Raw genomic sequence first — 26,200 nt, forward strand, 5'->3', positions numbered from 1 at the left:
GGCTCATTCCTTGAACAGTGTCAGCCCATGCTGCACCGACTGCCCGCCGTCGATCGGCAGGATGGCGCCGGTGACATAGGAGCCGGCACGGCTGCACAAATAGAGCGTTGCGCCGCCAATGTCATCCGCCACGCCGATACGGCCGATGGGGACATGGCTGCCGACATGTCTGGCCTTTTCCTCGGTGCCGGTGGCAAAGGCGGTCATGCGGCTCTGGAAGGGGCCAGGAGCGAAGGCGTTGACGGTGATGCGCCGCGCCGCAAGCTCGATTGCCAGCGTGCGGGTCAGATGGTGAACGGCGCCCTTGGAGGCGGTGTATGAGTACGCATCGTCGGCCAGCGGCTGCGTGCCCATCACCGAGCCAAGGTTGATGACGCGGGCTGGGTCGGCGTCGCTGGCTGCGGCGTCGAGCAGCGGCAGCAATTCGCGCGTCAGGTGGAAGACAGCGGTGACGTTGACGGCGAACACCTTGGCCCAGCCGTGGTAGGGAAAATCCTCGAGCGAGGCGCCCCAGGATATGCCGGCATTGTTGACGAGGATGTGCAGCTTGTCGGTGCGCGCCTTGACCTCGGCGACCAGCGCGGCAATGCCGGCCTCGGTGGAGACGTCACCGGCGAAGCCTTCGGCGCGGCCGGAGGCACCGAGCCCGTTCAACTCGGCCGCGACCTTGATGCAATCCTCGCCCTTGCGCGAAGCGATCATCACGGTGGCGCCGGCCTGGACCAGGGCGGTCGCAACCATGCGGCCGATGCCGGTCGCGGCTCCGGTCACCAGTGCCGTCTTGCCGGCAACTGAGAACAGCTCGTCGAGATAGCTCATCGATCCTCCCCGCGGAAACTTCGCCTCGTTGGGCGGTTGCCGCATTGACAACATACCCGGTAGTATGTTGATCTTTTGCCCAGACGTAAAGGCCTTGAATGCAGCATCGCTGCGGAAGCAGGCGAAAGGCGAAACCGATGCTCAGCGTCGAAGCTCCACTGCTCGATCGCCCGCGCGCCGATATCTTGCGCGCCGCCGCCATCTGTTTCATGCAGCGCGGCTATGCCGCGAGTTCCATCGACGACGTCGCGCGCAGCCTAGGCTCGACCAAGGGCCGCATCTACCATCACTATCCGTCCAAGGCCGATCTGTTCGCCGATGTGTTCCGCGCCGGCATGGACATGAATTTTGCGGCGATCGAGCCGGTGCGCGCGCAGCCCGGCCCGGCGATTGGACGATGGCGCAAGATGGCTGCCATCCATTGCGGCCAGATGATCCGCACCAAGCCGTTCCAGCGTGTCGTCTGGGAAGGTGTCGAGCTTTACCTGCGCGGGGCGACCACTCCTGAACAGCGCGAGGAGTTCACCCGGTTGATGCAGTCGCGCGACGCTTACGGCCGCATCTTTCGCGAGGCGATCGCCGCCGCGCGCGACGAGGGCGACATGCGCTTCGACACGATCGGCATTGCCGAGCAGTTGATGTTCCTGACGCTGAACTCGCCGCTGTTCTGGTACACGCCGCGCCCGACAGAGACGGACGGGGATATCGAGGCAATTGTCGGCGAGGTCGTCGCGTTCGCGGCGCGCGGCCTGGGTGCGGCTGAGGAGAACAGATAATGAGCGACATGAATCTCGGCATAACCGAGCGGCTGAAGCCGATCCACGCCCGCGTCGCCGCCATGGTGCGCGGCGAGATCATGCCGCTCGACCACGAGTTTCTGAGCGAGGTCGGCAAGGGTGGCGACCGCTGGGTCTACACAGCGCGGCAGACCGAGATTCTCGAAGGGCTGAAAAAGACGGCCAAGGAGCGCGGCCTGTGGAATTTCTGGCTCACCGGCTCCGAGCGCGGCTATGGGCTCTCGACCGTCGAGTACGCCTATCTGGCCGAGGAGATGGGTAAGGCGCATCTGGGAGCTGAAACCTTCAACTGTTCGGCGCCCGATACCGGTAACATGGAGGTGCTGGAGCGCTATGGCTCCGACGACCACAAGAAGGCATGGCTTGGGCCGCTGCTCAAGGGCAAGATCCGCTCGGCCTATCTGATGACCGAACCGGATGTCGCCTCCTCCGACGCCACCAACATCGCCATGCGCTGCGAACGGCAAGGCGACGACTATGTGCTCAACGGGGAGAAATGGTGGGCGTCGGGCGCAGGCGATCCGCGCTGCGCCATCTATGTCGTCATGGTGCGTACCGGCGGCGAGGCCGAGCCGCAGCACCGCCGCCATTCGATGATCCTGGTGCCGTCCGACACCAAGGGCGTGACCAAGCTTCGGCCGATGCAGGTCTATGGCGACGACGACGCGCCGCATGGCCACATGCACCTTCGCTTCGACAATGTGCGGGTGCCGGCATCGAACCTGATCCTCGGCGAGGGCAGGGGCTTCGAGATCGCGCAAGGCAGGCTCGGGCCCGGCCGCATCCACCATTGCATGCGCGCCATCGGCCAGGCCGAGATGGCGCTGGAGATGCTGTGCCAGCGCTCGGTGCGGCGCGAGGCCTTCGGCCAACCCTTGGCGAAGCTCGGCGCCAATTTCGACATCATCGCCGAATGCCGCATGGAGATCGAGATGGCGCGGCTGCTCTGCCTTAAAGCGGCGTGGATGATCGACCAGGGCGATGCGCGCGCCGCGGCGCCCTGGATCAGCCAGATCAAGGTCGTAGCACCGCGCGTCGCGCTCAAGGTCACCGACGAAGCCGTGCAGATGTTCGGCGCGCAAGGCATCAGTCAGGACACGCCGCTGGCGCGCTCGTGGACGCATCTGCGGACGCTGCGCCTCGCCGACGGGCCGGACGCGGTGCACCGCCGGCAAGTGGCGCGCACCGAGCTCAGGAAATACACGCAGGAAAAGGTGTGAGGCATGAAAGCTATCATCGCCCGCGAATTCGCGCCGCTCGACCAGCTCGTCTATGGCGACTGGCCGGAACCGGAGGCCAAGGACAACACCGTCGTCATCGAGGCCGAGGCGATCGGCGTCAACTACCCCGACGGCTTGCTTGTCCAAGGCCTTTACCAGATGAAGCCGCCGCTGCCTTTCGTGCCCGGCATGGAGGTTGCGGGACGGGTGGTAGCGGTCGGGCCGGGGGTGAAGTCGGTCAAGATCGGCGACCGCGTTGCCGCGCTTTCGACCCATGGCAGCTATGCCGAACGGGTGGGTGCTGCCGAACCCTTCGTCATGCCGCTGCCGCCTGATATGCCCGCCACTGATGCCTGCGCACTGCTGGCCGGCTACGGCACGTCGCACTATGCGCTGAAGCAACGCGGGGAGCTCAGCGAAGGCGAGACGCTGTGCGTGCTGGGTGCCGCCGGCGCCACCGGCATTGCCGCCATCCAGATCGGCAAGGCGCTTGGCGCGCGCGTCATCGGCGTCGCCTCGTCGGAGGAAAAGCGCCGCATTGCCGCTGAAGCCGGCGCCGACATTGCGCTCGGCTACGACAATCTGAAAGAAGCGCTGAAAGAGGTCACCGGCGGCAAAGGTGTCGATGTCGGCTTCGATCCGGTCGGCGGCGATACCTTCGACGTGCTCGCCCGCTCGATGGCGTGGAACGGCCGCCTGCTGGTCATCGGCTTTGCCTCGGGCGCCATCCCGCAATTCCCCGTCAACCTGGCGCTGGTCAAGGGCTTTTCGGTCGTCGGCGTGTTCTGGGGCGCGTTCACGACCAAGGAGCCGCGTGTCTACGCCGACAATATGAAGGAGCTTGTCGGCTGGTATCTCGCCGGCAAGGTCCGGCCGGTGATCGAAGGTACGTATCCGCTGGCCGACGCCGCCGCTGTGCTGACACGCGTGCTGGGCCGCGGCGCATCCGGCAAGCTCATCCTCAAACCGTAAGGAGCCCCGCCATGGCCATCCCCTCCGACATGAAAGCGCTGCTGCTGACCGGCGACGGCTATACCAGGACGCCGACTGGCACCGTGCTGGAGGCGATGGAGCCTTATCTCCAGCCGGGCAGCATCGGCGTGCCGACGCCCGGACCGAGCCAGGTGCTGATCAAGGTCGGCCTCGCCTCGATCAATCCGTCCGATGTCATGTTCATCAAAGGCCAGTACGGCCAGCCACGCGCCAAGGGCCAGCCGGCCGGTTTCGAGGGCGTCGGTACTGTCGTTGCCTGCGGCGACGAGCCTTATCCCAAGAGCCTGGCCGGAAAGCGCGTCGCCTTCGCCACCGGCGTCACCAATTGGGGCTCCTGGGCCGAATACGCGGTCGCGGAAGCCGTTGTCTGCATCCCGCTGCTCGACACCGTCCGTGACGAGGACGGTGCGGCATTGATCGTCAATCCGCTGACCGCGATCGCCATGTTCGACATCGTCAAGGAGGCCGGCGAAAAGGCCTTCATCATGACCGCCGGCGCCAGTCAGCTGTGCAAGCTGATCGCCGGCCTTGCCAAGGAGGAAGGATGCCGGCCGATCGTCACCGTGCGCCGCGAAGAGCAGATCCCGCTCTTGAAGGAGATCGGTGCCGCGCATGTGCTCAACGAGAAGGCGCCCGATTTCAAGGCCGCGCTGCGCGAGGTGATCAAGACCGAACAGCCGCGCATCTTCCTCGACGCAGTGACCGGGCCGCTGGCCTCAGTCATCTTCGACGCCATGCCGAAGCGCGCGCGCTGGATCATCTATGGCCGCCTCGATCCCGACACCACCATCATCCGCGAGCCCGGCCAGATGATCTTCCAGCACAAGCACATCGAGGGCTTCTGGCTGGTCGAATGGATGCGCCAGTTCCGCGACAGACGCGGCCCTGCCATCATGGAAGCGCAGAAGCGCTTTTCCGACGGGCGCTGGTCGACCGACGTGACGGCGGTGCTGCCGCTGGATGAGGCGATGGCGAAGGTGCCAGTGGAACTGGCCAAGCCGAACGGGAAGGTGTTTTTGAAGCCGTGATCTTTCCTTCTCCCCGCTCACGGGGAGAAGGTGCCCGAAGGGCGGATGAGGGCGGCGCTAACCTATGAGAAGCTGGTGTTGCCCCTCACCTGCCTGCCGGCATCCTCTCCCCGTATAGTGACGGGGAGAGGAGCGCTGATCATTCCGCTGGCTCCACATTGGTATACGCAGCTTCTTCAAGCTCGCGCTTCAGCCTGGCTTCCTCATGCGTCTTCGGCGTGACGAAGCGGCCGAGCAGGAGGTAGGCGACCGGGGTCAGGAACAGCGTTGAGACCGTGGCGAGGCCCAGCCCGCCGACGATCACCCAGCCAAGCGCGATGCGTGCCTCGGCACCGGCGCCGGTGGCCAGCACCAGCGGCACGCCGCCGAGGATGGTGCAGATCATCGTCATCATCACCGGACGCAGGCGGATGATCGAAGCCTGCTCGATCGCCTCGCGCACACCCAGCCCACGGTCGCGCAACTGGTTGGCGAATTCGACGATGAGGATGCCGTTCTTGGCCATGACGCCGACCAAAAGCACCAGGCCGATCTGGCTGTAGGCGTTGAGGCTGGTGCCTGACAGAAGCAACGCAAAGATCGCGCAGGCGAGGCCGAGCGGCACCGTCGCCATGATGATGACGGCGCTGACAAAGCTTTCGAACTGGGCGGCAAGCACCAGCAGGATGATGACCAGCGCGAAGCCGAAAATGGTGACCATGGCGCTGTTGGTTTCGCCGAGCGTCGCGGCTTCCGCCAGTGGCAGGATGCGGCTGCCCGGCGGCAGCAGCGGTGTGGCGATCTGCTCGGCGACACCGAGCGCATCGCCGAGTGCGAAATTGCCGTTCAGATTGGAGGTGATCGCCACCGAAGGCTGCTGCTGTTCCCGCGTCAGCGACGGCGGCACGGCGCGTTCGGTCAGCGTGGCGATGGTCGACATCGGCACGAAGCGGCCGTCGGCGGTTTTCAGGAAGATGTTTTCCAGATCGGTCGGATCGTTGATCGGGTTGGTGGTCGAAACCAGCTTCACGCCATAGCTGCGGTCGGCGATGTAGACGTCGACGACATCATTGCCGTCGAGCATCGCCTGCAGCGTGTTGGCAAGCCCGGTGATGTCGATGCCGAGATCGGAGGCGCGCTCGCGGTCGATGGCCACCGCCAGTTGCGGCTGCGTCGGGTCGACGGAAAGGCGCGGGCTCTGGAAGCGCGGGTCTGCCTGCATCTGCGCGATGATCTTTACCGCCGCGTCGCCCAGTGCCTTGCGGTCATTGCCGACCAGCGCGAATTGCAGGCCGTTGCCGGCGCCTCTGATGCCGAGGCTGTTGGCCTGCACCGGGAAGATGCGCACGGATGGCACCTGCCGGGTCAGCTGGGTTATCTCGGCCATGATCTCCTGCTGGCTGCGCGCGCGCTCGTCCCACGGCGCCAGTGTCATCACCATGAAGCCGGAGTTGTAGGCGCCGTTCTGGCCGGCATTTTCGAAGGTCGAGACGATCTCGCCGGAATCGCGCAGCGGCTGGATCAGCCGCTCGATCTTCTGCATCTGCTGAGCGGTGTAATCGAGGCTGACGCCTTGCGGCGCGTTGATGCGCAAAAGCACGACGGCGCGGTCCTCGCTCGGCGTCAGTTCCTGGCGGATGGTGCCGAACAAGGTGAAGGCGGTGGCGGCGAACAGCACCGCGACCAGAAGCACGATCCAGGGTGCGCCGAGGCAGGCATGCAGGCCGCGCTTGTAGGCTGAATTCAGCGCGCCGCCGATGCGCGCGCCAATGCCATGGCCGCCTTCGTGGTGGAGCGATGCACCGGTCAGCATGCGCGACGCCAGCATCGGACACAGCGTCAGCGCTACCACGCAGGAGAGCAGCACCGACATAGCGAGCACGAAGCCGAATTCGCGGAACAGGCCGCCGGTCTGTCCGGGCAGGAAGGAGATCGGCACGAAGACGGCGACCAGCGTCAATGTCGTGGCGATGACGGCAAAAAACACTTCCTGGGCGCCGAGCACTGCCGCCGCACGCGGCCCCATGCCTTCGTTGCGCCGTCGCACGATGTTTTCCAAGACGACGATGGCGTCGTCAACGACGAGGCCCGTCGCCAGCACCAGCGCCAGCAAGGTCAGGATGTTGATCGAGAAGCCGGCGAGATAGATCGCGGCGATGGTGCCGATCATGGCGACCGGCATCGACAGACCGGGGATCAGCGTCGCGCGCCAGTCGAGCAGGAAGATGTAGATGACGATCAGCACCATCGAGATCGACAGGCCGAGCGCGATCTCGACCTCGTGCACGGCGCCGTTGACGAAGACGGCGTCGTCGCTGGTGATCTTGATCGACATGCCCTTGGGCAGGTTCTCCTGCAATTTGGCGACGGCGGCCTTCACGCCGGTGGAAATATCGAGCGTGTTCGATTCCGCCTGGCGGATGATGCCAAGGCCGATGCCTGTCTTGCCGTCGGAGCGCAATGAGGTCTGGCCGATGTCGGGGCCGAGCGTGACGGTGGCGACGTCGCGGATGCGCGTCGTGCCGCCGATGATGATGTTTTCGAACCCTTCCGGCGTCGTCACATCGGCTGTGGTGCGAACGATCAAGTCCTGGTTGGTGGTGGTGATCGAACCGGCCGGCGAATCGAAGGCCACAGAGCCAAGTGCCGCCCTCAAATCGGCGACGGTGAAGCCTAGGCTCGCCAGCTTGTTCTGGTCGACATCGATGCGGAAGATCTTGTCGCGATCGCCATAGACCTGGACGTCGGCGACGCCCGGAACGGCGGCCAGCTCGTCCTCGATCTGGTCCTGGACGATCACCGTCATGTCCTGCACCGACATGCTATCGGAGGTGACGGCCAGCCGCATCACCGGATCGGAGTTGGCGTCGGCCTTGACGATGCGCGGCGGATCGGCGGTGTCCGGCATCTGGTTGGCGACACGGCCGACGGCGTCGCGCACATCGGAGGCGGCGACGTTCAGATCGACGCCGTCATTGAACTCGATGGTGACGCGGCTCTGGCCGAAGGAAGAGGTCGACGAGATCGACTTGACGCCGGAGACACGCGCGACCGCGCCCTCGATCGTGTCGGTCAGCTCACGGTCGACCGTTTCGGCGGCAGCACCTTCGAACGCCGTCGACACGGTGACGACGGCGCGGTCGACATCGGGCAGTTCGCGGACCTCGACGCCGTAGAAGGCGGCAAGGCCGGCCACCGCGATCAGCGTGTTGAGCACGAAGGCCATCACCGGCCTGCGGATGAAGAGCGCGGTGAAGCCGGTTTCGCTGGCGGCGTTGGCGGTTGCGGTCATGAGCCTTCGGCGGCATTGGCGGCGCGCTGGGCCTGGCCAGCTATGCGGACCTCGCCGCCTTCGCTGACGCTCTGGGTGCCTTCGGTGACCACCATGTCGCCATCCTCGATCTCGGCATCGATCAGCACGGTCTCAGTGTTGCGCTGGATGATGCGCACGGGAACGCGCTTGGCCTTGCCATCCTCGACCTGCCAGACATAGGCGCCGTCGGAGCCCCATAGGATCGCCAGCGGGCTGACCGCCGGATAGGTGTCGCCCGGGAAGCGCATGGTGATGCCGAACGACATGCCGGCGCGCAGCGAATCCGCCGGGTTGGCGATCGCCGCCTTGACCAGAAGGGTGCGGCTTTTTTCGTCGATATGGTTGTCGATGGCCGACACCGTGCCGGTATAGGCTTTGCTCGGATTGGCGATCGGCGTCGCCGACAGCTGCGCGCCGACCTTGACGGCGGCCGCAAAGCGCTCGGGCACCAGGAACTCGACCAGGATGGAAGAGCGGTCGTCGAGCGTGGCGATCGCCGACTGGCTTGTCACGTAATTGCCGGCCGATATCGGCAGGATGCCGACCGTGCCGGCGATGGGCGCTACGATCGAGCGGCGCTGCAAGGCGAGTTCAGCATCGCGAAGTACCAGTTTGGCGACCGCCAGCACCACTTCGGCATCGGCGACGGCGACCGGTGTCGCGGCGTTGGAAGCCCGCAACGATATCACCCTGTCGAGCTTGTTCTGCGAGTCCTGTACGACGAGTTTGGCACGATCCTGCGCGATCACCTCGGTTTCGGAATCGAGGACGGCGATGATCTGCCCCTTGTCGACGCGGGTGCCGGACTGGACCAGAAATTCAACGAGACGGCCTGAGCTGTAAGGGTTGACTGTCACCGAAGCGTTGGCGCGGCCGGTGCCGATCGCCTGCAAGCGATCGTTGATGGTTGCGGTGCCCGCCGGCAAGACAACGACATTTGCCGGCCGGCCGGCGGCGTTGCGGCCGCCTGCCTGTTTCGTCGTGTCGACCGCGCCGGTCGTGGCGGGTGCCGAGGCATAGGCCCAGTCGATGCCCCAGCGTGCCAGAACCTCCGGCGCGCCTGGGAAGAAGCGCGCCCAGGCGAGGACAGCCGCGACCAGGATCACAAGCGCAAAAACGATCTGTTTCCAGGCGGCCATCGGCACTCCGGTAGGCAAAATCGACCGGTTTCCCCAAGCAAAAAACGCGCAGCGACGCACCCGGTATGTGCGAAGCCACGGCAATATCATGGCTTTATGGCAATTCTGCCGCGGCCATGCACATTAAATCTGCGTAACGTTGCGCGCCTGAGGCCGGGATTGAGGCTGTCAGCGCAGGCTTTCCAGGTCGCGGATGCGCCTGGCGCTGTCGGCCTCGAGCTGCCGGGTGACGGCGCCGATCAGCGTCTCGGCGACGACGAACAATGCCGCCGAGGAATCCCAGGCCGAAGGCACGGCGGTGCGTCCGGCGATGACATGGCGGGCGAAGCGGGCGATCGGCGACAGCCACTGGTCCGTGAACAGAACGATCTGCACGCCGCGCTGGTGCGCCGTCTCGGCAAAGCGCACCAGGCTGTCCTGGTAACGCCTTATGTCGAAGATCACCAGCACGTCGCGCTTGCCCATGTCGATCAGCCGGTCGCGCCAGATGCTTTCCTGGCCGGCAAGGTGGTAGACATCGGGCTGGATGATGGCGAGGTGGGCGGCCATGTAGCGCGCCAGCGGATCGGTGAAGCGGCCGCCGATCAGGAAGGTCTTGCCGCGTCGCTCGGCAAGCCTGGCGGCGATATCGGCAAGCTGCCTGTCGGAGAGATGCCGGAAGGTCTCGCGCATGTTGTCCAGCGTCGCTTCCAGCATCGGCGATATCGCACCGCTTGGGGACGCCGGGTTGAGCGTGCGCGATGCGGGCGACTGCAATTGCGCCGCCAGCTCGTCCTGCAGCGCCGACTGGAATTCGGGATAGTTCTGGAACCCCAGCCTGGAGACAAAGCGCAGGATCGTCGGCGACGATACGCCGGCGGCAGTTGAGAACTCGGCGACCGTCTTCAGGCCGATCAGCGGGTAGTTGGCGATCAACGTCTGCGCGGCGCGGCGCTCGCCGGCCGGCATCGTGCCGATGCGGTCCGAGATCAGTTCGGCAATGCTGGAAATCATGGCTTTCCCCACCCTTGGCCATGTCTACACCGCTTCCCCGAAATCGCGTTTGACAAAGCCGGATAAACTGTATGAAATCATCCACAGGGACGCAATGAGGCAAAATACGTAACATAAGATACAGCGCACCCAGGGGACGGCAGTATGGAGAGAGCGCGGCCCGCCAGCCTTGCATCGTCTGATACCGTAGGGGTGACGAATCCCGGCGGGTCCAGCCCTTTCATGCTGACCTGCGACCACGCTTCCAATTTCCTGCCGGCTGAATTCGGCACGCTGGGCCTGCCCGCCGAAGATCTTTCCCGCCACATCGCCTGGGACCCGGGCGCGTTGCCTGTGGCCCGCCGCATGGCAGCCGCGCTCGATGCGACGCTCATCGAGACACGCATCTCGCGTTTAGTGATCGACTGCAACCGTCCGCTCGATGCGCCCGACCTGGTGCCGCCGGTCAGCGAGACGACGATCATTCCAGGCAATGCCGGCCTGTCGGATACGCAGCGCGCCGAGCGCATCGCTTTGTCGTGGCGACCATTCCATGGCGCGGTGGCAAATATCATCGACAAAAGGTTGTCACGCGGCCAGGAAACGCGGCTGGTGTCGGTGCATTCCTTCACCCCAGTCTACAAGGGCAAGAACCGGCCCTGGCACATCGGGATCATCCACGATGACGACCGCCGGCTGGCTTCGCCGCTGATCGCCGCGCTTAAGCGACTTGCCGGCGTCACCGTCGGCGTCAACGAGCCCTATTCGCCGGCCGACCGGGTCTATTTCACACTGGAACGCCATGCGCGCTCGCGCGGCCTGCCTTGCGCGATGATCGAAATCCGCAATGATGAAATCTCCGGCGAAGCCGGGCAGCGGAAATGGGCGGATCTGCTCACAGGCATTTTTCTGGATCTGGAGCCCGAGGCGGCCAGGGGCTCTCGACAACGTGCAATGGGAAAGTCAGTTCAATCGGCCAGCTAAGAACTTAAAAAGGGGACAAAAATGTCAGCGCAAGACTACACGGAAGTCGACAAGAAGGAGGATCTGAAGGTCCTCCACGGAATGGGCTACGCCCAAGAATTGTCGCGAAGCATGAGTCGCTTCTCGAATTTTGCCATCTCGTTCTCGATTATCTGCATCCTCTCGGGTGGTATCAATTCCTTCGCCCAGGCCACGTCGTCGATCGGCGGCGCCGGCGCCGGCATCGGATGGATCGTCGGCTGTGCCGTCTCCGGATTTTTCGCGCTCGCCATGGCGCAGATCGCTTCGGCTTTTCCGACCGCCGGCGGTCTCTATCATTGGGCGTCCATTCTGGGGAACCGATTCACCGGCTGGCTCACCGCCTGGCTCAACCTGCTCGGCCTGATCACCGTGCTCGGCGCGATCAATATCGGCACTGCTTTCTTCTTTGTCGGAACGTTCGGCAGCTGGTTCGGCATCACCGGCACCCCGGGCGAGATCGTAGGGTTCGTCGCCTTCATCACCGTGCTGCAGGCGCTGTGCAACCATTTCGGCATCAAGCTTACCGCCATGCTGACGGACGCTTCCGGATTCATCATCCTCGGAACGACAGCGGTACTGATCGTGGCTTGCCTGGTGTTTGCTCCGGCGATCGACATCACGCGGCTGTGGACCTTCACCAACTATTCGGGTGACGCAGGTGGTGGTGTGTTCCCGCAGACCGATTCCATGAGCTACCTCTTCCTGCTGTGCCTGCTTCTGCCGGTCTACACCATCACCGGATATGATGCGTCGGCCCACACGTCGGAAGAGACGCTGAAGGCGGCGCACTCCGTTCCGCGAGCGATCGTCTCGTCCGTGGTCTGGTCCTCGCTAATCGGCTGGGTGATGCTGTGCGCCATCGTTCTGGCGATCCCGGATCTGGCGGCAGGCGCCAAGCAGGGCTGGACCGTGTTCTTCGCAACCATGGACGCGATCCTGCCGGTATGGCTGAAGGAACTGCTCTATCTGGGAATCCTGATAGCCCAGTTCCTGTGCGGTCTCGCCACGGTGACTTCGGCCTCGCGCATGCTGTTTGCCTTCTCTCGCGACGGCGGCATGCCGGTCGGCTCGGCCTCGCTGGCGAAGGTCAGCCCGACCTGGCGCACGCCCGTCCATGCGATCTGGATGGCTGCGGCCCTCGAGATCATCTATGTCTTTCTTGCCCAGTTCATTTCGATCGGCGGCACCAACATCTACACCATCGTCGTTAACTCGACGCTGGTGTTCCTGTTCCTATCGTTCATCATTCCGATCGTGCTCGGCATGCTGGCTTTCGGGACGGCGAAATGGCCTAACCCAGGCCCGTGGAATCTCGGCGCCGGGCTGTTCAAGCTGTTTTGCATCCTGTCGGTTATCGGCATGGTGATCATTTTCTACATCGCCATCCAGCCGCCGAACGACAAGGTGCTCTACATCACCTTGGCCTTCGTTGTGCTGACCGCCGTGCTTTGGTTTGGTTTCGAGAACCGCCGCTTCCAGGGCCCGCCGATCGGCGATCAGATAGCCAAGCGCCAGGCAGCAATCGCGGCTGCCGAGGTGGCGATAGGCGAGGCCGGCCACTGACACTCCCTATCATGACCATGGCCGGCGTTCTGCCGGCCATGGTTTCGTTTACCCCTCTCAATCGACCAGCGCTGGAGTGCCAAAGGAATGGCCGGAATTTTTTCGTTCGATCAGTTGAAGAAAGCGGTCTCCAATGGCGAGATCGACACGGTGCTGGCCTGTATCGTCGACATGCAGGGCAGGCTCGCGGGAAAGCGTTTCCTGGCACAGTACTTCGTCGATTCCGCCCATGACGAGACACATGGCTGCAACTATCTGCTCGCCGCCGACATCGATATGGAGCCGGTGCCGGGCTACAAGGCGGCAAGCTGGTCGAAGGGCTATGGCGACTTCGTCATGAAGCCGGATCTGGCGACGCTGCGGCGCCTTCCGTGGCTGGAAAAGACAGCACTCGTGATCTGCGACGTGCTCGACCACCACACCCATGACGACCTGCCGCATTCGCCGCGCGCCATCCTGAAGAAGCAGGTCAAGCGGCTGACAGAGCGTGGCTATATCGGCTACTTCGCCTCCGAGCTCGAATTCTACCTGTTCAACGAGACCTACGATTCCGCCCGCAAGAAGCACTGGCAGGGTCTCGACACCGCTTCGCCCTATATTGGCGACTACCAGATCGGTATCACCACCAAGGAAGAAGGCGTCATGCGCCGGCTTCGCAACGAGATGGAAGCGGCCGGTATCCCGATCGAGAATTCGAAGGGCGAATGGGGTCCGGGCCAGGAAGAGATCAATGTGCGCTATGCCGAGGCGCTCGACATGGCCGACCGCCACGTCATCCTGAAGAACGGCGCCAAGGAAATCGCCGAGTCCGAAGGCAAGTCGATTTCCTTCATGTCGAAGTACAATTACGGGCTCGCCGGCAATTCCAGCCACATCCACAATTCGCTGTGGAGCGCCGACGGCAAGACGCCGCTGTTCTTCGACAAAAAGGCGGACTGGACTTTGTCGACGCTCGGCCAGCAATGGGCGGCCGGTCAGCTGAAATACGCCAAGGAGTTCACCTGGTTCCTGGCGCCCTACATCAACTCCTACAAGCGCTTCCAGGCCGGCACCTTCGCGCCGACCAAGATCATGTGGAGCGAGGACAACCGCACGGCCGGCTTCCGCCTGTGCGGTGAGGGCACCAAGGGCATCCGCATGGAATGCCGCATCGGCGGCGCCGACCTGAACCCCTATCTCGCCTTTGCGGCGCTGATCGCCGCCGGCCTCGCCGGCATCGATGAGAAGCTCGAACTGCAAAAGCCGTTCGTCGGCGATGCCTATCAGGCCTCGCGCCTGCCCGAGATTCCGAAGACGCTTCGGGACGCCACCGAGACGCTGGCCAAGTCGAAGATGCTGAAGCAGGCGCTCGGCGACGACGTGCTCGAACATTACGTCCACACCGCGAAGTGGGAGCAGTTCGAATACGACCGCCGGATTACGGATTGGGAACTGCACAGGGGGTTCGAGCGGTACTAGGGTAGCCGGCGAAACGTCGGCGCTGCCCCTCACCCTTACCCTCTCCCCGTGAAGAACGGGGAGAGGGGGCGTCGACGTTGGAGCTTTCCCTTCTCCCCGTCGCTATACGGGGAGAAGGTGCCGGCAGGCGGATGAGGGGCGGCACAAAGCCAGATGATTTTCGATTTTAAAGAAGTGCGAGGACTTAAACGATGACCGAAACGGTCAAACTCAAATCCCCCATCGATGGTTCGATCTATGCCGAGCGGCCGATCGCGACCGACCAGGCGATCAATGCCGCGGTCGAGCGCGCGAAAGCGGCGCAGGAGAAATGGGCGCGGACGCCGATCGTCGAGCGCGGCAAGTATATGCTGGCTATGCTGGAAGCGCTGGTCGCCATGACCGACGAGATCGTGCCGGAGATCGCCTGGCAGATGGGGCGCCCGGTGCGCTATGGCGGCGAGTTCGGCGGCGTCAAGGAGCGCACCAACTACATGGTCGAGATTGCTGAAGCTGCGCTGAAATCCGTGCCGGCTTCCAATCCGAAGGACGGCTTCCGCCGCTATGTGAAGAAGGATCCGCTCGGCGTCGTCATGGTGATCGCGCCGTGGAACTATCCTTATCTGACCGCGGTCAACACTATTGTGCCGGCGCTGATGGCCGGCAACACGGTCATCCTGAAGCATGCGGCGCAGACGCTGCTGGTCGGCGAGCGCTTTCAACAGGCCTTCGACAAAATTGGCCTGCCAAAGGGTGTGTTCCAGAATGTCGTGCTCAACCACGCCCAGACGGAAAAACTGCTCGGCTCGGGCAAGATCGACCATGTCAATTTCACCGGCTCGGTCGGCGGTGGCCGCGCCATCGAGAAGGCGGCGGCAGGCACCTTCATGACACTCGGCCTTGAGCTCGGTGGCAAGGATCCGGCCTATGTGCTGTCCGACGCAAAGCTCGACCATGCGGTGGCCAATCTGGTCGACGGCGCCTTCTACAATTCCGGCCAGTGCTGCTGCGGCATCGAGCGCGTCTATGTGCATGAGAAGGTCTACGACCAGTTCGTCGAAGGCTTCATTGCCGAGACGAAGAACTATGTCGTCGGCAATCCGCTGGAGCAGGCGACGACAATGGGGCCGATGGCGCAGGCGCGCTTCGCCGATTTGATCCGCGAGCAAAAGGCCGAGGCGCTGCGCAAGGGCGCAGTGGCGCATGTCAATATGAAGGTGGCTAACGACCAGGCCGGCTCGCCCTATCTGGCGCCGGAGGTGCTGACCAGCGTCGACCACCAGATGAGCGTCATGCGCGAGGAGAGTTTTGGGCCGATCGTGGGCATCATGAAGGTGCGCAACGACGAAGAGGCGATCGCGCTGATGAACGACAGCCCGTACGGGCTGACCGCCTCGATCTGGACCAGCGACACCGAGCATGCGGTAGCGATCGGCGATCGCGTCGAGACCGGCACCGTGTTCATGAACCGCTGCGACTATCTCGATCCGGCGCTGGTCTGGACCGGCGTCAAGGACACCGGCAAAGGTGTCGCCCTTTCGGCGCTCGGCTACGACAATCTGACCCGACCGAAATCCTTCCACCTGCGCGAAGCCATCTGATTTTTTGAAAGACAAGACATGTCCAAGCTGATCTCCAAATGGAACTACCCGACCACAGTCCGCTTCGGCGCCGGGCGCATCAAGGAATTGCCCGAGGTGCTGGAAGCGACCGGCATCAAGCGGCCGCTCTTCGTCACCGATCCGGGCCTCGCCAAACTGCCGGTCGTCGCTTCGACGCTGAAAATCCTCGACGACGCCAAGGTCCCCTATGGCGTGTTTTCCGAGGTGAAGCCGAACCCGGTCGATTCCAACCTCACCGCCGGCATCGCCGTGTTCAAGAAAGGCAAGCATGACGGTGTCATTGCCTTCGGCGGCGGCTCGGCGCTCGATCTCGGCAAGCTGATCGCCTTCCAGGCCGGGCAGACGCGGCCGGTGTGGGATTTCGAGGATGTCGACGACTGGTGGACGCGTGCCAATTCCGACGCCATCGCGCCGATCATTGCCGTGCCAACGACGGCCGGCACCGGCTCGGAAGTCGGCCGCGCCGGCGTCATCACCAATGAGGCGACGCACACCAAGAAGGTCATCTTCCATCCGAAGCTTTTGCCGGCAATCGTCATTGCCGATCCGGAACTGTCGGTCGGGATGCCCGGTTTCATCACCGCCGGAACCGGCATGGATGCGCTGGCACACTGCCTCGAAGCCTATTGCGCGCCGGGCTACCACCCGATGGCCGACGGCATCGCCGTCGAAGGTGTGCGCCTGGTGTTCGAGAACCTGCCCAAGGCCTATGCCAATGGCAAGGACCTCGTGGCCCGCGCCCATATGATGAGCGCCGCCGCCATGGGCGCTGCCGCCTTCCAGAAGGGGCTGGGCGCCATCCATTCGCTGTCGCATCCGATCGGCGCGCTCTACGACACGCACCACGGCATGACCAATGCCGTGTTCATGCCCTATGTGCTGGCTTTCAACCGGGACTCGATCGAAGAGCGGATCGCCCGGCTTGCCGCCTATTGCGGTATCAAGGGCGGCTTTGACGGTTTCGCCAAGGCGATCATCAAGCTGCGCAAGGAGCTCAAGGTGCCGCATGCGCTGCCCGGTCTGATCAAGGGGCTCGACATGGACAAGAAGCGCAAGGGGCTGATCGCCGACATGGCGGTGGTCGATCCGACCGCCGGCGGCAATCCTGTCAAGCTGACCAAGAAGGCGGCGCTGACGCTGCTTGAGAACGCCATAGCCGGCACTGTGTGAGGCGGCTTGCGGCGCCGGAAGTGATCTGGAAAACGAGGGGAAAGGAAAGGGCAAGGGGGGCAAAGGGCAAGGCAATAAACCATTAGCCGGGAAATTAAGTGGAGGCTAATTGCTACAGCCCGTTAAAAAGAGTTAACTTTTCGTACCGCCGGGGGCCAGTTTCAAAAAGCTTTCATCTGGCTGTCATATGAAAAAGATACCGCATCGCAGGCGTCCAGCGACGCCAGTTCAACGGAGAGAACACATGTTCAAGTTTACGGGGAAAGTGCTTTCCCTATCGGCCGTCGCCCTCATGGCGACCTCTGCTATCTCATCGGCCCAGTCCATGGATGAACTGGTTGCCGCGGCGAAGAAGGAAGGCCAGCTCACCACAATTGCGCTGCCGCATGACTGGTGCGGTTACGGCGCCGTCATCGACGGCTTCAAGGCGAAGTATCCGGAAATCACCGTCAACGAACTCAACCCCGATGCCGGCTCCGGCGACGAGATCGAGGCGATCAAGGCCAACAAGGACAACAAGGGCCCGCAGGCTCCCGACGTGATCGACGTCGGCCTGTCCTTCGGCCCGACCGCCAAGGCCGACGGCCTTATCCAGGCCTACAAAGTGTCGACCTGGGACTCGATCCCGGACAGCGCCAAGGATGCCGACGGTTTCTGGACCGGCGACTACTACGGCGTGCTGTCCTTCCTGGTGAATAAGGATCTCGTCAAGGAAGCACCGGCTGACTGGGCTGACCTGCTGAAGCCGGAATTCGCCAACACCGTGGCGCTTGCAGGCGACCCGCGCGCCTCGAACCAGGCCATCCAGGCCGTCTACGCGGCCGGCCTTTCAGGCGGCGCGGCTGCCGGCGAAGCTGCCGGTACCGCCGGCCTCGACTTCTTCAAGAAGCTCAATGCCGCCGGCAATTTCGTGCCGGTCATCGGCAAGCCGGCGACCCTGGCTCAAGGCCAGACGCCGATCCTGGTGACCTGGGACTACAATGCACTTGCCGGTCGCGACACGCTGAAGGGCAATCCGCCCGTCGACGTCGTCGTGCCGAAGACGGGTGTCGTTGCCGGCGTCTACGTGCAGGCGATCAGTGCTTTCGCACCGCATCCGAACGCTGCCAAGCTGTGGCTGGAGTATCTCTACTCCGACGAAGGCCAGATCGGCTGGCTGAAAGGCTATTGCCACCCGATCCGCTTCAACGATCTTGCCAAGAACGGCAAGCTTCCGGCGGACGTGATGGCCAAGCTGCCGCCGGCTGAGGCTTACGCTGCGGCGGTGTTCCCGACGCTGGACGAGCAGGGCAAGGCAAAGGAAGCCGTCACCAAGAACTGGGATGCCGTCGTCGGCGCCAACGTCAAGTAAGGCTTGAAGCCAACCGGGCGGCCTCGCGGCCGCCCGGTTTTCCTCGGAGACGGTAGCCGGCGCATGACAGATCTCTCGCTTTCCGATCACGCAGTCGCCGGGAAGACCGCGCCCCCCAGCGAGGCGCGCGCATTGCGACTGCCGACGCAATGGCTCGGTGTCGCGCCATTTTTCATCTTCGCAATCATGTTCCTGATCTTGCCCACGCTCTATCTGATGCTGGGCGCATTCCAGAACGATGCCGGCGAATTCACGTTCGAAAACATAGCGGCGCTGGCGCAGCCATCGATTGTCGCCGCCTACTGGATCTCGCTCAAGGTCAGCCTTTCCTCGGCGCTGATCGGTGCCTTCGCCGGGCTCGCCATCGCCATCGCGATCGTGCGCGGCGGCCTGCCGGAGTGGATACGCTCGGCAACGCTAACCTTTTCCGGCGTTGCTTCCAATTTCGCCGGCGTACCGCTGGCCTTCGCCTTCCTCGCGACACTGGGACGGCTCGGTCTCGCAACGGTGCTTCTGAACACGGTGTTCGGCCTCAACATCTACGCACACGGCTTCAACATCCTGTCGTTCTGGGGCCTGACGCTGACCTATGTCTATTTCCAGATCCCGCTGATGGTGGTCATCATCACGCCGGCGATCGACGGTTTGAAGAAGGAATGGGGCGAGGCCGCCGCGACGCTCGGCGCCACCCAGGCGCAATACTGGCGCATGGTGGTGATCCCGGTGATCTGGCCAAGCTTCCTCGGCACGGTCATCCTGCTCTTCGCCAATGCCTTCGGCGCGATCGCCACCGCTTATGCGCTGACCGGCTCCTCCCTCAACATCGTGCCGATCCTGCTCTATGCGCAGATCCGCGGCGACGTGCTGCACAATGCTCATCTCGGCTATGCGATCGCCTTCGGCATGATCGTCATCACCGGGCTCGCTAATGTCTTCTACATCTGGTTCCGGACGCGTTCGGAGAGGTGGCTGAAATGAAGTCCGGCAAATTCTGGGCCTGGGTCGTCTTCGCGCTGGGCGCGGCCTATTTCTTCATTCCGCTGATCGCAACCGTGGAATTTTCCATGCGCATGCGGCGCGGCGCCTATTCCTTCGATGCCTATCAGATCGTGCTTGGCGACCCTCGTTTTCAGGCGACCTTTGGCTACTCGGTGCTCGCCGCCGTCTTCACCATCATTCTCGGCGTGTTGATCGTGGTGCCCGCCGCCTACTGGATTCGGCTGCGCCTGCCGCAACTGCGGCCGATCGTCGAGTTTATCACTTTGCTGCCGCTGGTCATTCCGGCCATCGTCATCGTCTTCGGCTATATCAGGATGTACGGTTCGAATTCGCCGCTGCCGTTCCTGGCGACCGACATGGGTACAAATGCCTTGCTGGTCATCGGTTATGCGATGCTGGCGCTGCCCTACATGTACCGTGCGGTGGACACCGGACTTCGCACCATCGACGTGCGTACGCTGACGGAAGCGGCACAGATCCTTGGCGCCGGCTGGGGCACGATTATCACCCGCGTCATCCTGCCCAATGTGCTGATCGCGGTGTTGTCGGGCGCCTTCCTCACGTTCGCCATCGTCATTGGCGAATTCACCATGGCCAGCCTGCTCAATCGGCCCGCCTTCGGCCCCTATCTGCAAAACGTTGGCGCCAACCGCGCTTATGAGCCGGCGGCGCTTGCCATCATCGCCTTCGCTATCACCTGGGGCTGCATGTCGCTGATCCAGATCCTGTCCCGGTTCGCGCCGAGATCGGCGAACCGCCCGAACTGATCGACAAAGTACTGATCGAAAGAAAAAGCCATGGCCGAACCATTCCTCTCCATCCAGCATGTGCGAAAATCCTTCGGCGCCACCACTGTGGTCGAGGATTTCAATCTCGATGTCGAGCCAGGCGAGTTCGTTTCCTTCCTCGGGCCGTCCGGCTGCGGCAAGACCACCGTTCTGCGAATGGTCGCCGGTTTCGAAGAGCCGTCGGCGGGCAAGATCGTCGTTGCAGGCAAGGACATCACGAGGCTGAAGCCAAACCAGCGCAATGTCGGCATGGTGTTCCAGGCCTATGCGCTGTTCCCCAACCTGACGGTGGCGCAAAACATCGGCTTTGGACTGAAGGTCGCCGGCATGCCCAGGGCAGATATCGATGCCCGCGTTGCCGAGATGCTCGACATCATCAAGCTGCCGCAGATGGCCGACCGCTATCCCTACCAGCTCTCCGGCGGCCAGCAGCAGCGCATTGCGCTGGCGCGGGCGATTGCGCCGAAGCCGAAGCTTTTGCTGCTCGACGAGCCGCTGTCTGCGCTCGACGCCAAGGTGCGCGTGTCGCTGCGCGAGGAAATCCGTTCCATCCAGAAGAAGCTTGGCATCACCACCATCTTCGTCACCCATGACCAGGAAGAGGCGCTGTCGATCTCGGACCGTATCGCGGTGATGTATGGCGGCAAGGCCGAGCAGGTCGGCACGCCGTTCGAGATCTACAATCGCCCGGCAACCAAGTTCGTCGCCAATTTCGTCGGCACGCTGAACGTGCTCGAAGGCAAGGTCACCGATGCCGCGGCCGGCACGGTGCAGGTCAACACGCAGGAGGTCTCGCTCAAGGGCAAGCTCAACGGGTCGAAGTCCGGCGACATGCTGTCTCTGGCGCTGCGGCCGGAGGCGATTTCGCTGGGGCGCCAGCCTGGCCGTGACTCCAGCCTGTCAGGCGAAATTTCCGAAGTGCACTTCCTCGGCTCGGTCATCCGGGTTCGCGTCGGTATCGGCGGTAACACGGTCTCGCTCGACACATTCAACAGCCCGGCAACGCCACCGCCGGCTGTCGGCGAGAAGGCCGAGATATCGTTCTCATCGAGCGATATGCTGGTGCTGCACTAATAAAAGCAGCATCCTCAGGAAAACTGAGGCGGTCGATTCAAGCCGGTGCGATGAGCGGCTGCAGGCCAGAGCCTCGAAGCGTGCTGACAATCAACAGCATCTTGCCATCCAGCCACTGCCCACAATGCCGCTTCGCCGCTACGATGGGCCATGGCGCTTTTCGAACTGACCCTTGTCCTGCTTCTGGCTGCCGTCGCGCTGACGGCGCTGTCGCGGCTGCTGGAAATTCCCTATCCCTCCCTGCTGGCTCTGGCCGGGGTCGCGATTGCCTTCGTGCCAGGCGCGCCGACGATCGAGATCGATCCGGAACTGGCGCTCGCTTTGTTCATCGCCCCGGTGCTCCTCGACGCTGCCTACGACACCTCGCTGCGCGACCTGAAGCGCTACCGGCTGTCGCTGGCGCTGCTGGCGCTTGGCGCCGTTGTCTTTACCACCATGGTGGTTGCCTTTGTCGGCTGGAAGATGGCCGGCCTGCCGATCGCGGCGGCAATCGCGCTTGGCGCCATTGTCGCGCCGCCGGATGCCGTGGCGGCTAGTGCCGTTCTCAGCCAGTTCAAGGTGCCGCACCGCATCACCGCCATCCTGCAGGGCGAGAGCCTGCTCAACGATGCCACCGCGCTGCTGATCTACCGGCTGGCGGTTTCGGCGGCGCTCGGCACGATCATGCTGAGCAACGCCATTCCGGTGATCCTGCTGGCAACGATCGGCAGTCTAGTCGCGGGCTACGTGTTCGGCCGGATCTCGCTGCTGACGCTTGGCCGCATCGAGGACGCGGCGAGCAGCACGGTGGTGCAGTTTGCCGGAACCTTTGCCGTCTGGATCATCGCAGACAAGCTCGGCCTTTCCGCCATCATCACCATCGTCGTCTACGCCATCACCATTGCGCGCAGAGCACCCCGCCGCATGTCGGCCAGACGCCGCGTCAGCACCTATTCGGTCTGGGAATCGGCGGTGTTCGTGCTCAACGTGCTGGCCTTCGTGCTGATGGGCCTGCAGGCTCGCTCGATCGTCGGCCGGCTTGCCGGCGACGGGCAGGGCGAAGCCTTTCTCTTTGCCGGAACCGTGCTGGTCGTCGTCATCGTCGCGCGGCTGGTCTGGGTGGGGAGTTACGTCGCCATCATCCGCTGGCTTGCCCGCCTCGGCAGCGAAGAGGCAAGGCGCGATCTGCCGACATTTGGCGGCGCCGTGCTGGTCGGCTGGTGCGGCATGCGGGGGCTGGTGACGCTGGTCGTGGCCATTGCCCTGCCGGCCGATTTTCCCCACCGCGACCCGATCGTGCTTGCCGCCTTTGCGGTGGTGCTGGGCACGCTGGTGCTGCAAGGCATGACCCTGAAGCCGCTGCTGCGCTGGATCAACTTCGCCCCGGACAGAACGGTCGACAACGAGGTGGCGCAGGCGCGTGTTGCCGTCATGCAGGCCGCACTCGATGTGCTCAGCCGCAAGACCTCGGCGGCGGCTGCCGTCGTGCGAGAACAGTATGAAGCTCAGCGCGCGATCGCGGAAAACCCGGACGACGCCCAAGCCGCCACCGAATACGACCGGTTGCGCCTCTATGCCATCAACCGCCAGCGCGACACGCTCGAGGAGCTGCGCCGTAACGGCACGATCGGCGACGAGGCCTATCACCGGCTGGAGGAAGAGATCGACTGGGCGGAACTGGCCGCATCGCCGGCGGGCCGGTTCCAACCGCTGACGACCGACTAGCGCCTACTTTTTGCGCCATCACGTTCCACGGTACGCCTCGCGGCGTTTTCCGGCGTGCGGAGGATACCGAGCCGGGCGGGAATCGGTGCATGATCGCGCAGCAAGGCGGGGAGGCTTCTGGCACAAGCCGCTTCCAATCTCGTGCACATTGCAACCAATCTGCCGAATCGCTACTGCCAACAGCGAAACTGAGCCGGATAAGCAATGAAGCTGGTCAGCTACAACATCCAGTACGGGTTCGGCAGCGATGGCCGCTACGATCTGACGCGCGCCGCGCGCATCGTCGACGGCGCCGACATCATCGCACTGCAGGAGGTCGAGCGGCACTGGCAGAGGAGCAATGAGGACGACCAGCCGGAGATCCTGTCCAGGCTGCTGCCGGACTATCACTGGGTCTACGGCCCGGCCTTCGATATGGACGCCAGCGAGCGGCGCGATGGCCGCATCGTCAACCGCCGCCGGCAGTTCGGCACCATGCTGCTGTCGAAGCTGCCGATCGTCTGGTCGCGGCTGCACACGCTGCCGATGCGCCGCACGCTGAGGCCGCTCAACACCCGCAATGCCGCACTCGAATGCATGATCCGCACGCCTGCCGGGCCGGTGCGATTCCTGTCGCTGCATCTCGCCCATATAGCAGTGGAGGAGCGGCTGGAGCAGATCGACTATCTGCTTGCCGAACATCGCCGCGCACCGTCCGAGGGCGGACCGTGGAGCGGCATCGATGACGAGCCTGCGCGCAACTGGACCAGCGGCGAAGCCGAGCCGGAAAATCCGATGGCGGCGATCTGGATGGGCGATTTCAACATGGAGCCGGGGAGTGCTGAATACAGCCGCATCGTCGGCAGCACGCCCTATCATCGCGGTGCCGCTTATCTCGACGGTTTCGTCGATGCGGCGTCCATTGCCAGCGAGCCGACGGCTGATTTCCACACCCATGTGAAGACCATCGACGGCAAGGTGGCCAAGCGCCGGCTCGACCATTGCTTCGTCGGTGGCATGTTCGCCGATCGCGTCCGCTCGGTCGGTGCCGATATTGGCGAGGTGGCGTCCGATCACTTCCCGGTCCGGGTCGACATCGATCTCGAAACGCCCCTGGGCTCGGGAGGTCGGTGAGCCCTCCATGACGCTTTTCGTCTTCTTCGCGGTGCTTGCAGCGGCCGCCATGCACGCGATCTGGAACGCGCTGGTCAAGGTGCATCTCGACCGTTTCCTGTCGATCACTCTGATGACGCTGGGCATGGGGTTTGCCGCGCTGTTCGTGCTGCCCTTCGTCGAGTTTCCGAAGGCCGAAGTGTGGCCTTACATCATCGCCTCGGTGATCTTTCACATGGGCTACCGGACCTTCCTGATCGGCGCCTACAGGGCCGGTGATTTCGCCCAGACCTATCCGTTGGCGCGCGGTACAGCGCCGCTGCTGACCGCGCTCGGCGGCATTGTCGTGGTGCAGGAGATGCCGGCGCCGTTCGCCATCCTCGGCATCCTGCTGCTGTCGGCCGGAACGCTGGTGATGTCGTTTCGCGGCGGCGCGCATCTGGAGCGGATCAATCTGCGCGCGGTGGCCTTTGCGTTCGGCACCTCGATCTTCATCGCCAGCTATACGCTGTCCGACGGCAGCGGCGCGCGGCTGGCGGCGACGGCGCAGAGCTACGCCGCATGGCTGTTCGTCTGCGACGCTTTTGGCGCGCTGGTACTGTGCCTCATCTTTCGCGGGCCCAAGGCACTGCCCGTTCTGGCGCGTGACTGGAAGGCCGGGCTGTTCACCGGCGTGCTCAGCGGCGCCGCCTACTGGATCGTCATGTGGGCAATGACCAAGGCGCCGATCGCCTCGGTGGCGTCGCTGCGCGAGACCTCGATCCTGTTCGCCATGATGATCTCGGTCTTCGCGCTGGGCGAAAAGATGACGGGCTGGCGCGGTGCTGCCGCGCTCAGCATTGTTGCCGGTGTCGTGGCGTTGCGGCTGGGTTAGCCGAGCACCGTCATCACCTGGCCGCGCCGTTCCGGGCTGAAGCGGATGACGACGATGATGCAGACGGCGACCACGCCGGCAAACAGCGCCAGCGCATAGCCATAGCTGCCTCCGGGCGCCTCGGCGATGCCGGCCTGGTACGGACCGCCATAGGACGCTGCGAGATTGCCGGCCTGGTAGATGAAGCCGGGCAAGGTCGCCCGCACCGCACCTGGCGACAGCTCATTGAGGTGCACCGGGATGACGCCCCAGGCGCCCTGCACCGCGACCTGCATGACGAAGGCGCCGATGGCCAGCATGAAGGGCGTCGAGCTGTAGGCCCAGAGCGGGATGGCCGGGAGGGCGATCAGGCAGGCCATTGTGATTGCATTGATGCGGCCGATCCGTTCCGACAGCGCGCCGAACGCCAGGCCGCCGACGATGGCGCCGATATTGGCGACGATGGTGATCCAGCTCACCGTATGCGGGTCGAAGCCGTGCTGCTTCTTCAGGAAGGTCGGGTAGAGGTCCTGCGTGCCGTGGCTGAAGAAGTTGAAGAACATCATCAGCACCACGGCATAGACGGCGACGCCCCAGTGTTTCTGCAGCGTTTCCAGAAGCCCCGGCTTGACGGATTTCTGTGCCTCGACGAAAGCCGGTGATTCCGGCACGTGCGAGCGGATGAAGAGCACGATCAGAGCCGGCAGGAAGGAGAGCAGGAACATGGCGCGCCAGCCGATCGTGTAGCCGCCGATGGTCTGCTGGTAGAGCAAACCATAGACCACAGCGGCCAAGAGATAGCCGGTGGGGTAGCCGCATTGCAGGATGCCCGAGACCATGCCGCGTGCATTGGGCGGAATGGACTCCATGGCGAGCGAACTGCCGAGCCCCCATTCGCCGCCCATGGCGATGCCGAACAGAGCACGCAGCGCCAGGAAGATGCCGAGATTGGGCGAGAAGGCGGCGAGCGCGCCGATCACCGAATAGCTGACGATGTTGAGCATCAGGATCGGCTTGCGGCCGTATTTGTCGGCCAGCATGCCGAAGAAGAACGCGCCGACAAAGCGCGTTGCCAAGGTCAGGAACAGCGCCTTGGAGACCGCCGGAACGTCGGTGTTGAATTCGGTTGCGATATCGGTGAGCAGGAAGGTCAGAAGGAAGAAATCAAAAGCGTCGAGCGTCCAGCCGAGGAAGGAGGCAAGGACAGTTTTCTTCTGTTGCGGGGTGAGGGTCACGACGTTGCTCCAATGCATCCCCCAGGGAACGATATGTCCCTAGGCTC

The 26,200-nt window shown here is 63.7% G+C and carries 21 protein-coding genes; 16 read left to right on the forward strand and 5 right to left on the reverse strand.

Translation table 11 applies throughout. The features are described from left to right. Positions 1-3 precede the first annotated feature (3 nt). A complete protein-coding gene (locus AC1D1N_RS22030; RefSeq protein ID WP_112559226.1) occupies positions 4-819 on the reverse strand; it encodes an SDR family oxidoreductase in 816 nt (271 codons plus the stop codon). A gap of 137 nt (positions 820-956) precedes the next feature. On the opposite strand from AC1D1N_RS22030, the gene AC1D1N_RS22035 reads away from it, so the two are divergent. The 4 genes from AC1D1N_RS22035 to AC1D1N_RS22050 are packed head-to-tail and all read left to right on the forward strand — an operon-like array spanning position 957 to position 4,857. Beyond that, positions 957-1,595 (forward strand): TetR family transcriptional regulator, encoded by a 639-nt coding sequence (locus AC1D1N_RS22035; RefSeq protein ID WP_436261287.1) that lies wholly within the window; start codon positions 957-959, stop codon positions 1,593-1,595. Continuing rightward, on the forward strand, positions 1,595-2,836 hold the full coding sequence (locus AC1D1N_RS22040; protein ID WP_477351010.1) for an acyl-CoA dehydrogenase family protein: 1,242 nt from the start codon (positions 1,595-1,597) through the stop codon (positions 2,834-2,836). The genes AC1D1N_RS22035 and AC1D1N_RS22040 overlap by 1 nt, the downstream gene beginning before the upstream one ends. Before the next feature lie 3 nt (positions 2,837-2,839). Next, complete coding sequence (locus AC1D1N_RS22045; protein ID WP_477351012.1) at positions 2,840-3,808, forward strand: NADPH:quinone oxidoreductase family protein; 969 nt, start codon at positions 2,840-2,842, stop codon at positions 3,806-3,808. Positions 3,809-3,819: 11 nt separating this feature from the next. Then, positions 3,820-4,857 carry a zinc-binding dehydrogenase gene (locus AC1D1N_RS22050; RefSeq protein ID WP_477351014.1) on the forward strand — a complete coding sequence of 346 codons (1,038 nt, stop codon included), beginning with the start codon at positions 3,820-3,822 and terminating at the stop codon, positions 4,855-4,857. 139 nt (positions 4,858-4,996) lie between these two features. On the opposite strand, the gene AC1D1N_RS22055 is transcribed toward AC1D1N_RS22050, so the two are convergent. From AC1D1N_RS22055 to AC1D1N_RS22065, 3 genes are all read right to left on the reverse strand, one after another. Then, a complete protein-coding gene (locus AC1D1N_RS22055) occupies positions 4,997-8,128 on the reverse strand; it encodes an efflux RND transporter permease subunit (RefSeq protein WP_477351016.1) in 3,132 nt (1,043 codons plus the stop codon). Next, a complete protein-coding gene (locus AC1D1N_RS22060) occupies positions 8,125-9,288 on the reverse strand; it encodes an efflux RND transporter periplasmic adaptor subunit (RefSeq protein WP_477351018.1) in 1,164 nt (387 codons plus the stop codon). Before AC1D1N_RS22060 ends, AC1D1N_RS22055 begins: the two co-directional genes overlap by 4 nt. A 168-nt stretch (positions 9,289-9,456) precedes the next feature. Beyond that, positions 9,457-10,281 (reverse strand): MurR/RpiR family transcriptional regulator, encoded by an 825-nt coding sequence (locus AC1D1N_RS22065; RefSeq protein ID WP_477351020.1) that lies wholly within the window; start codon positions 10,279-10,281, stop codon positions 9,457-9,459. Between the two features lie 144 nt (positions 10,282-10,425). Here AC1D1N_RS22065 and AC1D1N_RS22070 point away from each other — a divergent pair, with 144 nt between their 5' ends. The 12 genes from AC1D1N_RS22070 to AC1D1N_RS22125 all read left to right on the forward strand — a co-directional run bounded on the left by AC1D1N_RS22070 (position 10,426) and on the right by AC1D1N_RS22125 (position 24,939). Then, positions 10,426-11,244: an N-formylglutamate amidohydrolase gene (locus tag AC1D1N_RS22070; RefSeq protein WP_477351022.1), complete on the forward strand. Its 819-nt coding sequence runs from the start codon at positions 10,426-10,428 to the stop codon at positions 11,242-11,244. Between the two features lie 21 nt (positions 11,245-11,265). Continuing rightward, complete coding sequence (locus AC1D1N_RS22075; RefSeq protein ID WP_477351024.1) at positions 11,266-12,828, forward strand: amino acid permease; 1,563 nt, start codon at positions 11,266-11,268, stop codon at positions 12,826-12,828. An 87-nt stretch (positions 12,829-12,915) separates the two neighbouring features. Then, positions 12,916-14,286 (forward strand): glutamine synthetase family protein, encoded by a 1,371-nt coding sequence (locus AC1D1N_RS22080; protein ID WP_477351025.1) that lies wholly within the window; start codon positions 12,916-12,918, stop codon positions 14,284-14,286. Between the two features lie 191 nt (positions 14,287-14,477). Then, the gene (locus AC1D1N_RS22085; RefSeq protein ID WP_477351027.1) at positions 14,478-15,866 is read left to right on the forward strand and encodes an aldehyde dehydrogenase family protein; all 1,389 of its coding nucleotides are present in this window, start codon (positions 14,478-14,480) and stop codon (positions 15,864-15,866) included. A gap of 18 nt (positions 15,867-15,884) precedes the next feature. Next, positions 15,885-17,057 (forward strand): iron-containing alcohol dehydrogenase, encoded by a 1,173-nt coding sequence (locus AC1D1N_RS22090; protein ID WP_477351029.1) that lies wholly within the window; start codon positions 15,885-15,887, stop codon positions 17,055-17,057. A gap of 244 nt (positions 17,058-17,301) precedes the next feature. Continuing rightward, the gene (locus AC1D1N_RS22095; RefSeq protein ID WP_352556038.1) at positions 17,302-18,408 is read left to right on the forward strand and encodes an ABC transporter substrate-binding protein; all 1,107 of its coding nucleotides are present in this window, start codon (positions 17,302-17,304) and stop codon (positions 18,406-18,408) included. Between the two features lie 63 nt (positions 18,409-18,471). Further along, positions 18,472-19,386 (forward strand): ABC transporter permease, encoded by a 915-nt coding sequence (locus AC1D1N_RS22100; protein ID WP_112559240.1) that lies wholly within the window; start codon positions 18,472-18,474, stop codon positions 19,384-19,386. Beyond that, complete coding sequence (locus AC1D1N_RS22105) at positions 19,383-20,174, forward strand: ABC transporter permease (RefSeq protein WP_352556041.1); 792 nt, start codon at positions 19,383-19,385, stop codon at positions 20,172-20,174. The genes AC1D1N_RS22100 and AC1D1N_RS22105 overlap by 4 nt, the downstream gene beginning before the upstream one ends. 30 nt (positions 20,175-20,204) lie before the next feature. Continuing rightward, on the forward strand, positions 20,205-21,269 hold the full coding sequence (locus AC1D1N_RS22110) for an ABC transporter ATP-binding protein (RefSeq protein WP_112559242.1): 1,065 nt from the start codon (positions 20,205-20,207) through the stop codon (positions 21,267-21,269). Positions 21,270-21,419: 150 nt separating this feature from the next. Further along, positions 21,420-22,973 (forward strand): cation:proton antiporter, encoded by a 1,554-nt coding sequence (locus AC1D1N_RS22115; protein WP_477351031.1) that lies wholly within the window; start codon positions 21,420-21,422, stop codon positions 22,971-22,973. A 204-nt stretch (positions 22,974-23,177) separates the two neighbouring features. Then, entirely contained in the window at positions 23,178-24,086 is a 909-nt protein-coding gene (locus tag AC1D1N_RS22120) for an endonuclease/exonuclease/phosphatase family protein (RefSeq protein WP_477351033.1), read from the forward strand. A gap of 7 nt (positions 24,087-24,093) precedes the next feature. Next, positions 24,094-24,939: an EamA family transporter gene (locus tag AC1D1N_RS22125; RefSeq protein ID WP_477351035.1), complete on the forward strand. Its 846-nt coding sequence runs from the start codon at positions 24,094-24,096 to the stop codon at positions 24,937-24,939. Here AC1D1N_RS22125 and AC1D1N_RS22130 read toward each other — a convergent pair. Further along, positions 24,936-26,153 carry an MFS transporter gene (locus AC1D1N_RS22130; protein WP_436261273.1) on the reverse strand — a complete coding sequence of 406 codons (1,218 nt, stop codon included), beginning with the start codon at positions 26,151-26,153 and terminating at the stop codon, positions 24,936-24,938. The two genes, AC1D1N_RS22125 and AC1D1N_RS22130, sit on opposite strands and share 4 nt — an antisense overlap. Positions 26,154-26,200: the final 47 nt, after the last annotated feature.

Source organism: Mesorhizobium sp. P2_B5, assembly GCF_056404775.1.

What these genes read in the sequence shown, in the direction of transcription:
- AC1D1N_RS22030 (WP_112559226.1), bottom strand. Translation starts at nt 819, where the DNA reads ATGAGCTATCTCGACGAGCTGTTCTCAGTTGCCGGCAAGACGGCACTG.
- AC1D1N_RS22035 (WP_436261287.1), top strand. Translation starts at nt 957, where the DNA reads ATGCTCAGCGTCGAAGCTCCACTGCTCGATCGCCCGCGCGCCGATATC.
- AC1D1N_RS22040 (WP_477351010.1), top strand. Translation starts at nt 1,595, where the DNA reads ATGAGCGACATGAATCTCGGCATAACCGAGCGGCTGAAGCCGATCCAC.
- AC1D1N_RS22045 (WP_477351012.1), top strand. Translation starts at nt 2,840, where the DNA reads ATGAAAGCTATCATCGCCCGCGAATTCGCGCCGCTCGACCAGCTCGTC.
- AC1D1N_RS22050 (WP_477351014.1), top strand. Translation starts at nt 3,820, where the DNA reads ATGGCCATCCCCTCCGACATGAAAGCGCTGCTGCTGACCGGCGACGGC.
- AC1D1N_RS22055 (WP_477351016.1), bottom strand. Translation starts at nt 8,128, where the DNA reads ATGACCGCAACCGCCAACGCCGCCAGCGAAACCGGCTTCACCGCGCTC.
- AC1D1N_RS22060 (WP_477351018.1), bottom strand. Translation starts at nt 9,288, where the DNA reads ATGGCCGCCTGGAAACAGATCGTTTTTGCGCTTGTGATCCTGGTCGCG.
- AC1D1N_RS22065 (WP_477351020.1), bottom strand. Translation starts at nt 10,281, where the DNA reads ATGATTTCCAGCATTGCCGAACTGATCTCGGACCGCATCGGCACGATG.
- AC1D1N_RS22070 (WP_477351022.1), top strand. Translation starts at nt 10,426, where the DNA reads ATGGAGAGAGCGCGGCCCGCCAGCCTTGCATCGTCTGATACCGTAGGG.
- AC1D1N_RS22075 (WP_477351024.1), top strand. Translation starts at nt 11,266, where the DNA reads ATGTCAGCGCAAGACTACACGGAAGTCGACAAGAAGGAGGATCTGAAG.
- AC1D1N_RS22080 (WP_477351025.1), top strand. Translation starts at nt 12,916, where the DNA reads ATGGCCGGAATTTTTTCGTTCGATCAGTTGAAGAAAGCGGTCTCCAAT.
- AC1D1N_RS22085 (WP_477351027.1), top strand. Translation starts at nt 14,478, where the DNA reads ATGACCGAAACGGTCAAACTCAAATCCCCCATCGATGGTTCGATCTAT.
- AC1D1N_RS22090 (WP_477351029.1), top strand. Translation starts at nt 15,885, where the DNA reads ATGTCCAAGCTGATCTCCAAATGGAACTACCCGACCACAGTCCGCTTC.
- AC1D1N_RS22095 (WP_352556038.1), top strand. Translation starts at nt 17,302, where the DNA reads ATGTTCAAGTTTACGGGGAAAGTGCTTTCCCTATCGGCCGTCGCCCTC.
- AC1D1N_RS22100 (WP_112559240.1), top strand. Translation starts at nt 18,472, where the DNA reads ATGACAGATCTCTCGCTTTCCGATCACGCAGTCGCCGGGAAGACCGCG.
- AC1D1N_RS22105 (WP_352556041.1), top strand. Translation starts at nt 19,383, where the DNA reads ATGAAGTCCGGCAAATTCTGGGCCTGGGTCGTCTTCGCGCTGGGCGCG.
- AC1D1N_RS22110 (WP_112559242.1), top strand. Translation starts at nt 20,205, where the DNA reads ATGGCCGAACCATTCCTCTCCATCCAGCATGTGCGAAAATCCTTCGGC.
- AC1D1N_RS22115 (WP_477351031.1), top strand. Translation starts at nt 21,420, where the DNA reads ATGGCGCTTTTCGAACTGACCCTTGTCCTGCTTCTGGCTGCCGTCGCG.
- AC1D1N_RS22120 (WP_477351033.1), top strand. Translation starts at nt 23,178, where the DNA reads ATGAAGCTGGTCAGCTACAACATCCAGTACGGGTTCGGCAGCGATGGC.
- AC1D1N_RS22125 (WP_477351035.1), top strand. Translation starts at nt 24,094, where the DNA reads ATGACGCTTTTCGTCTTCTTCGCGGTGCTTGCAGCGGCCGCCATGCAC.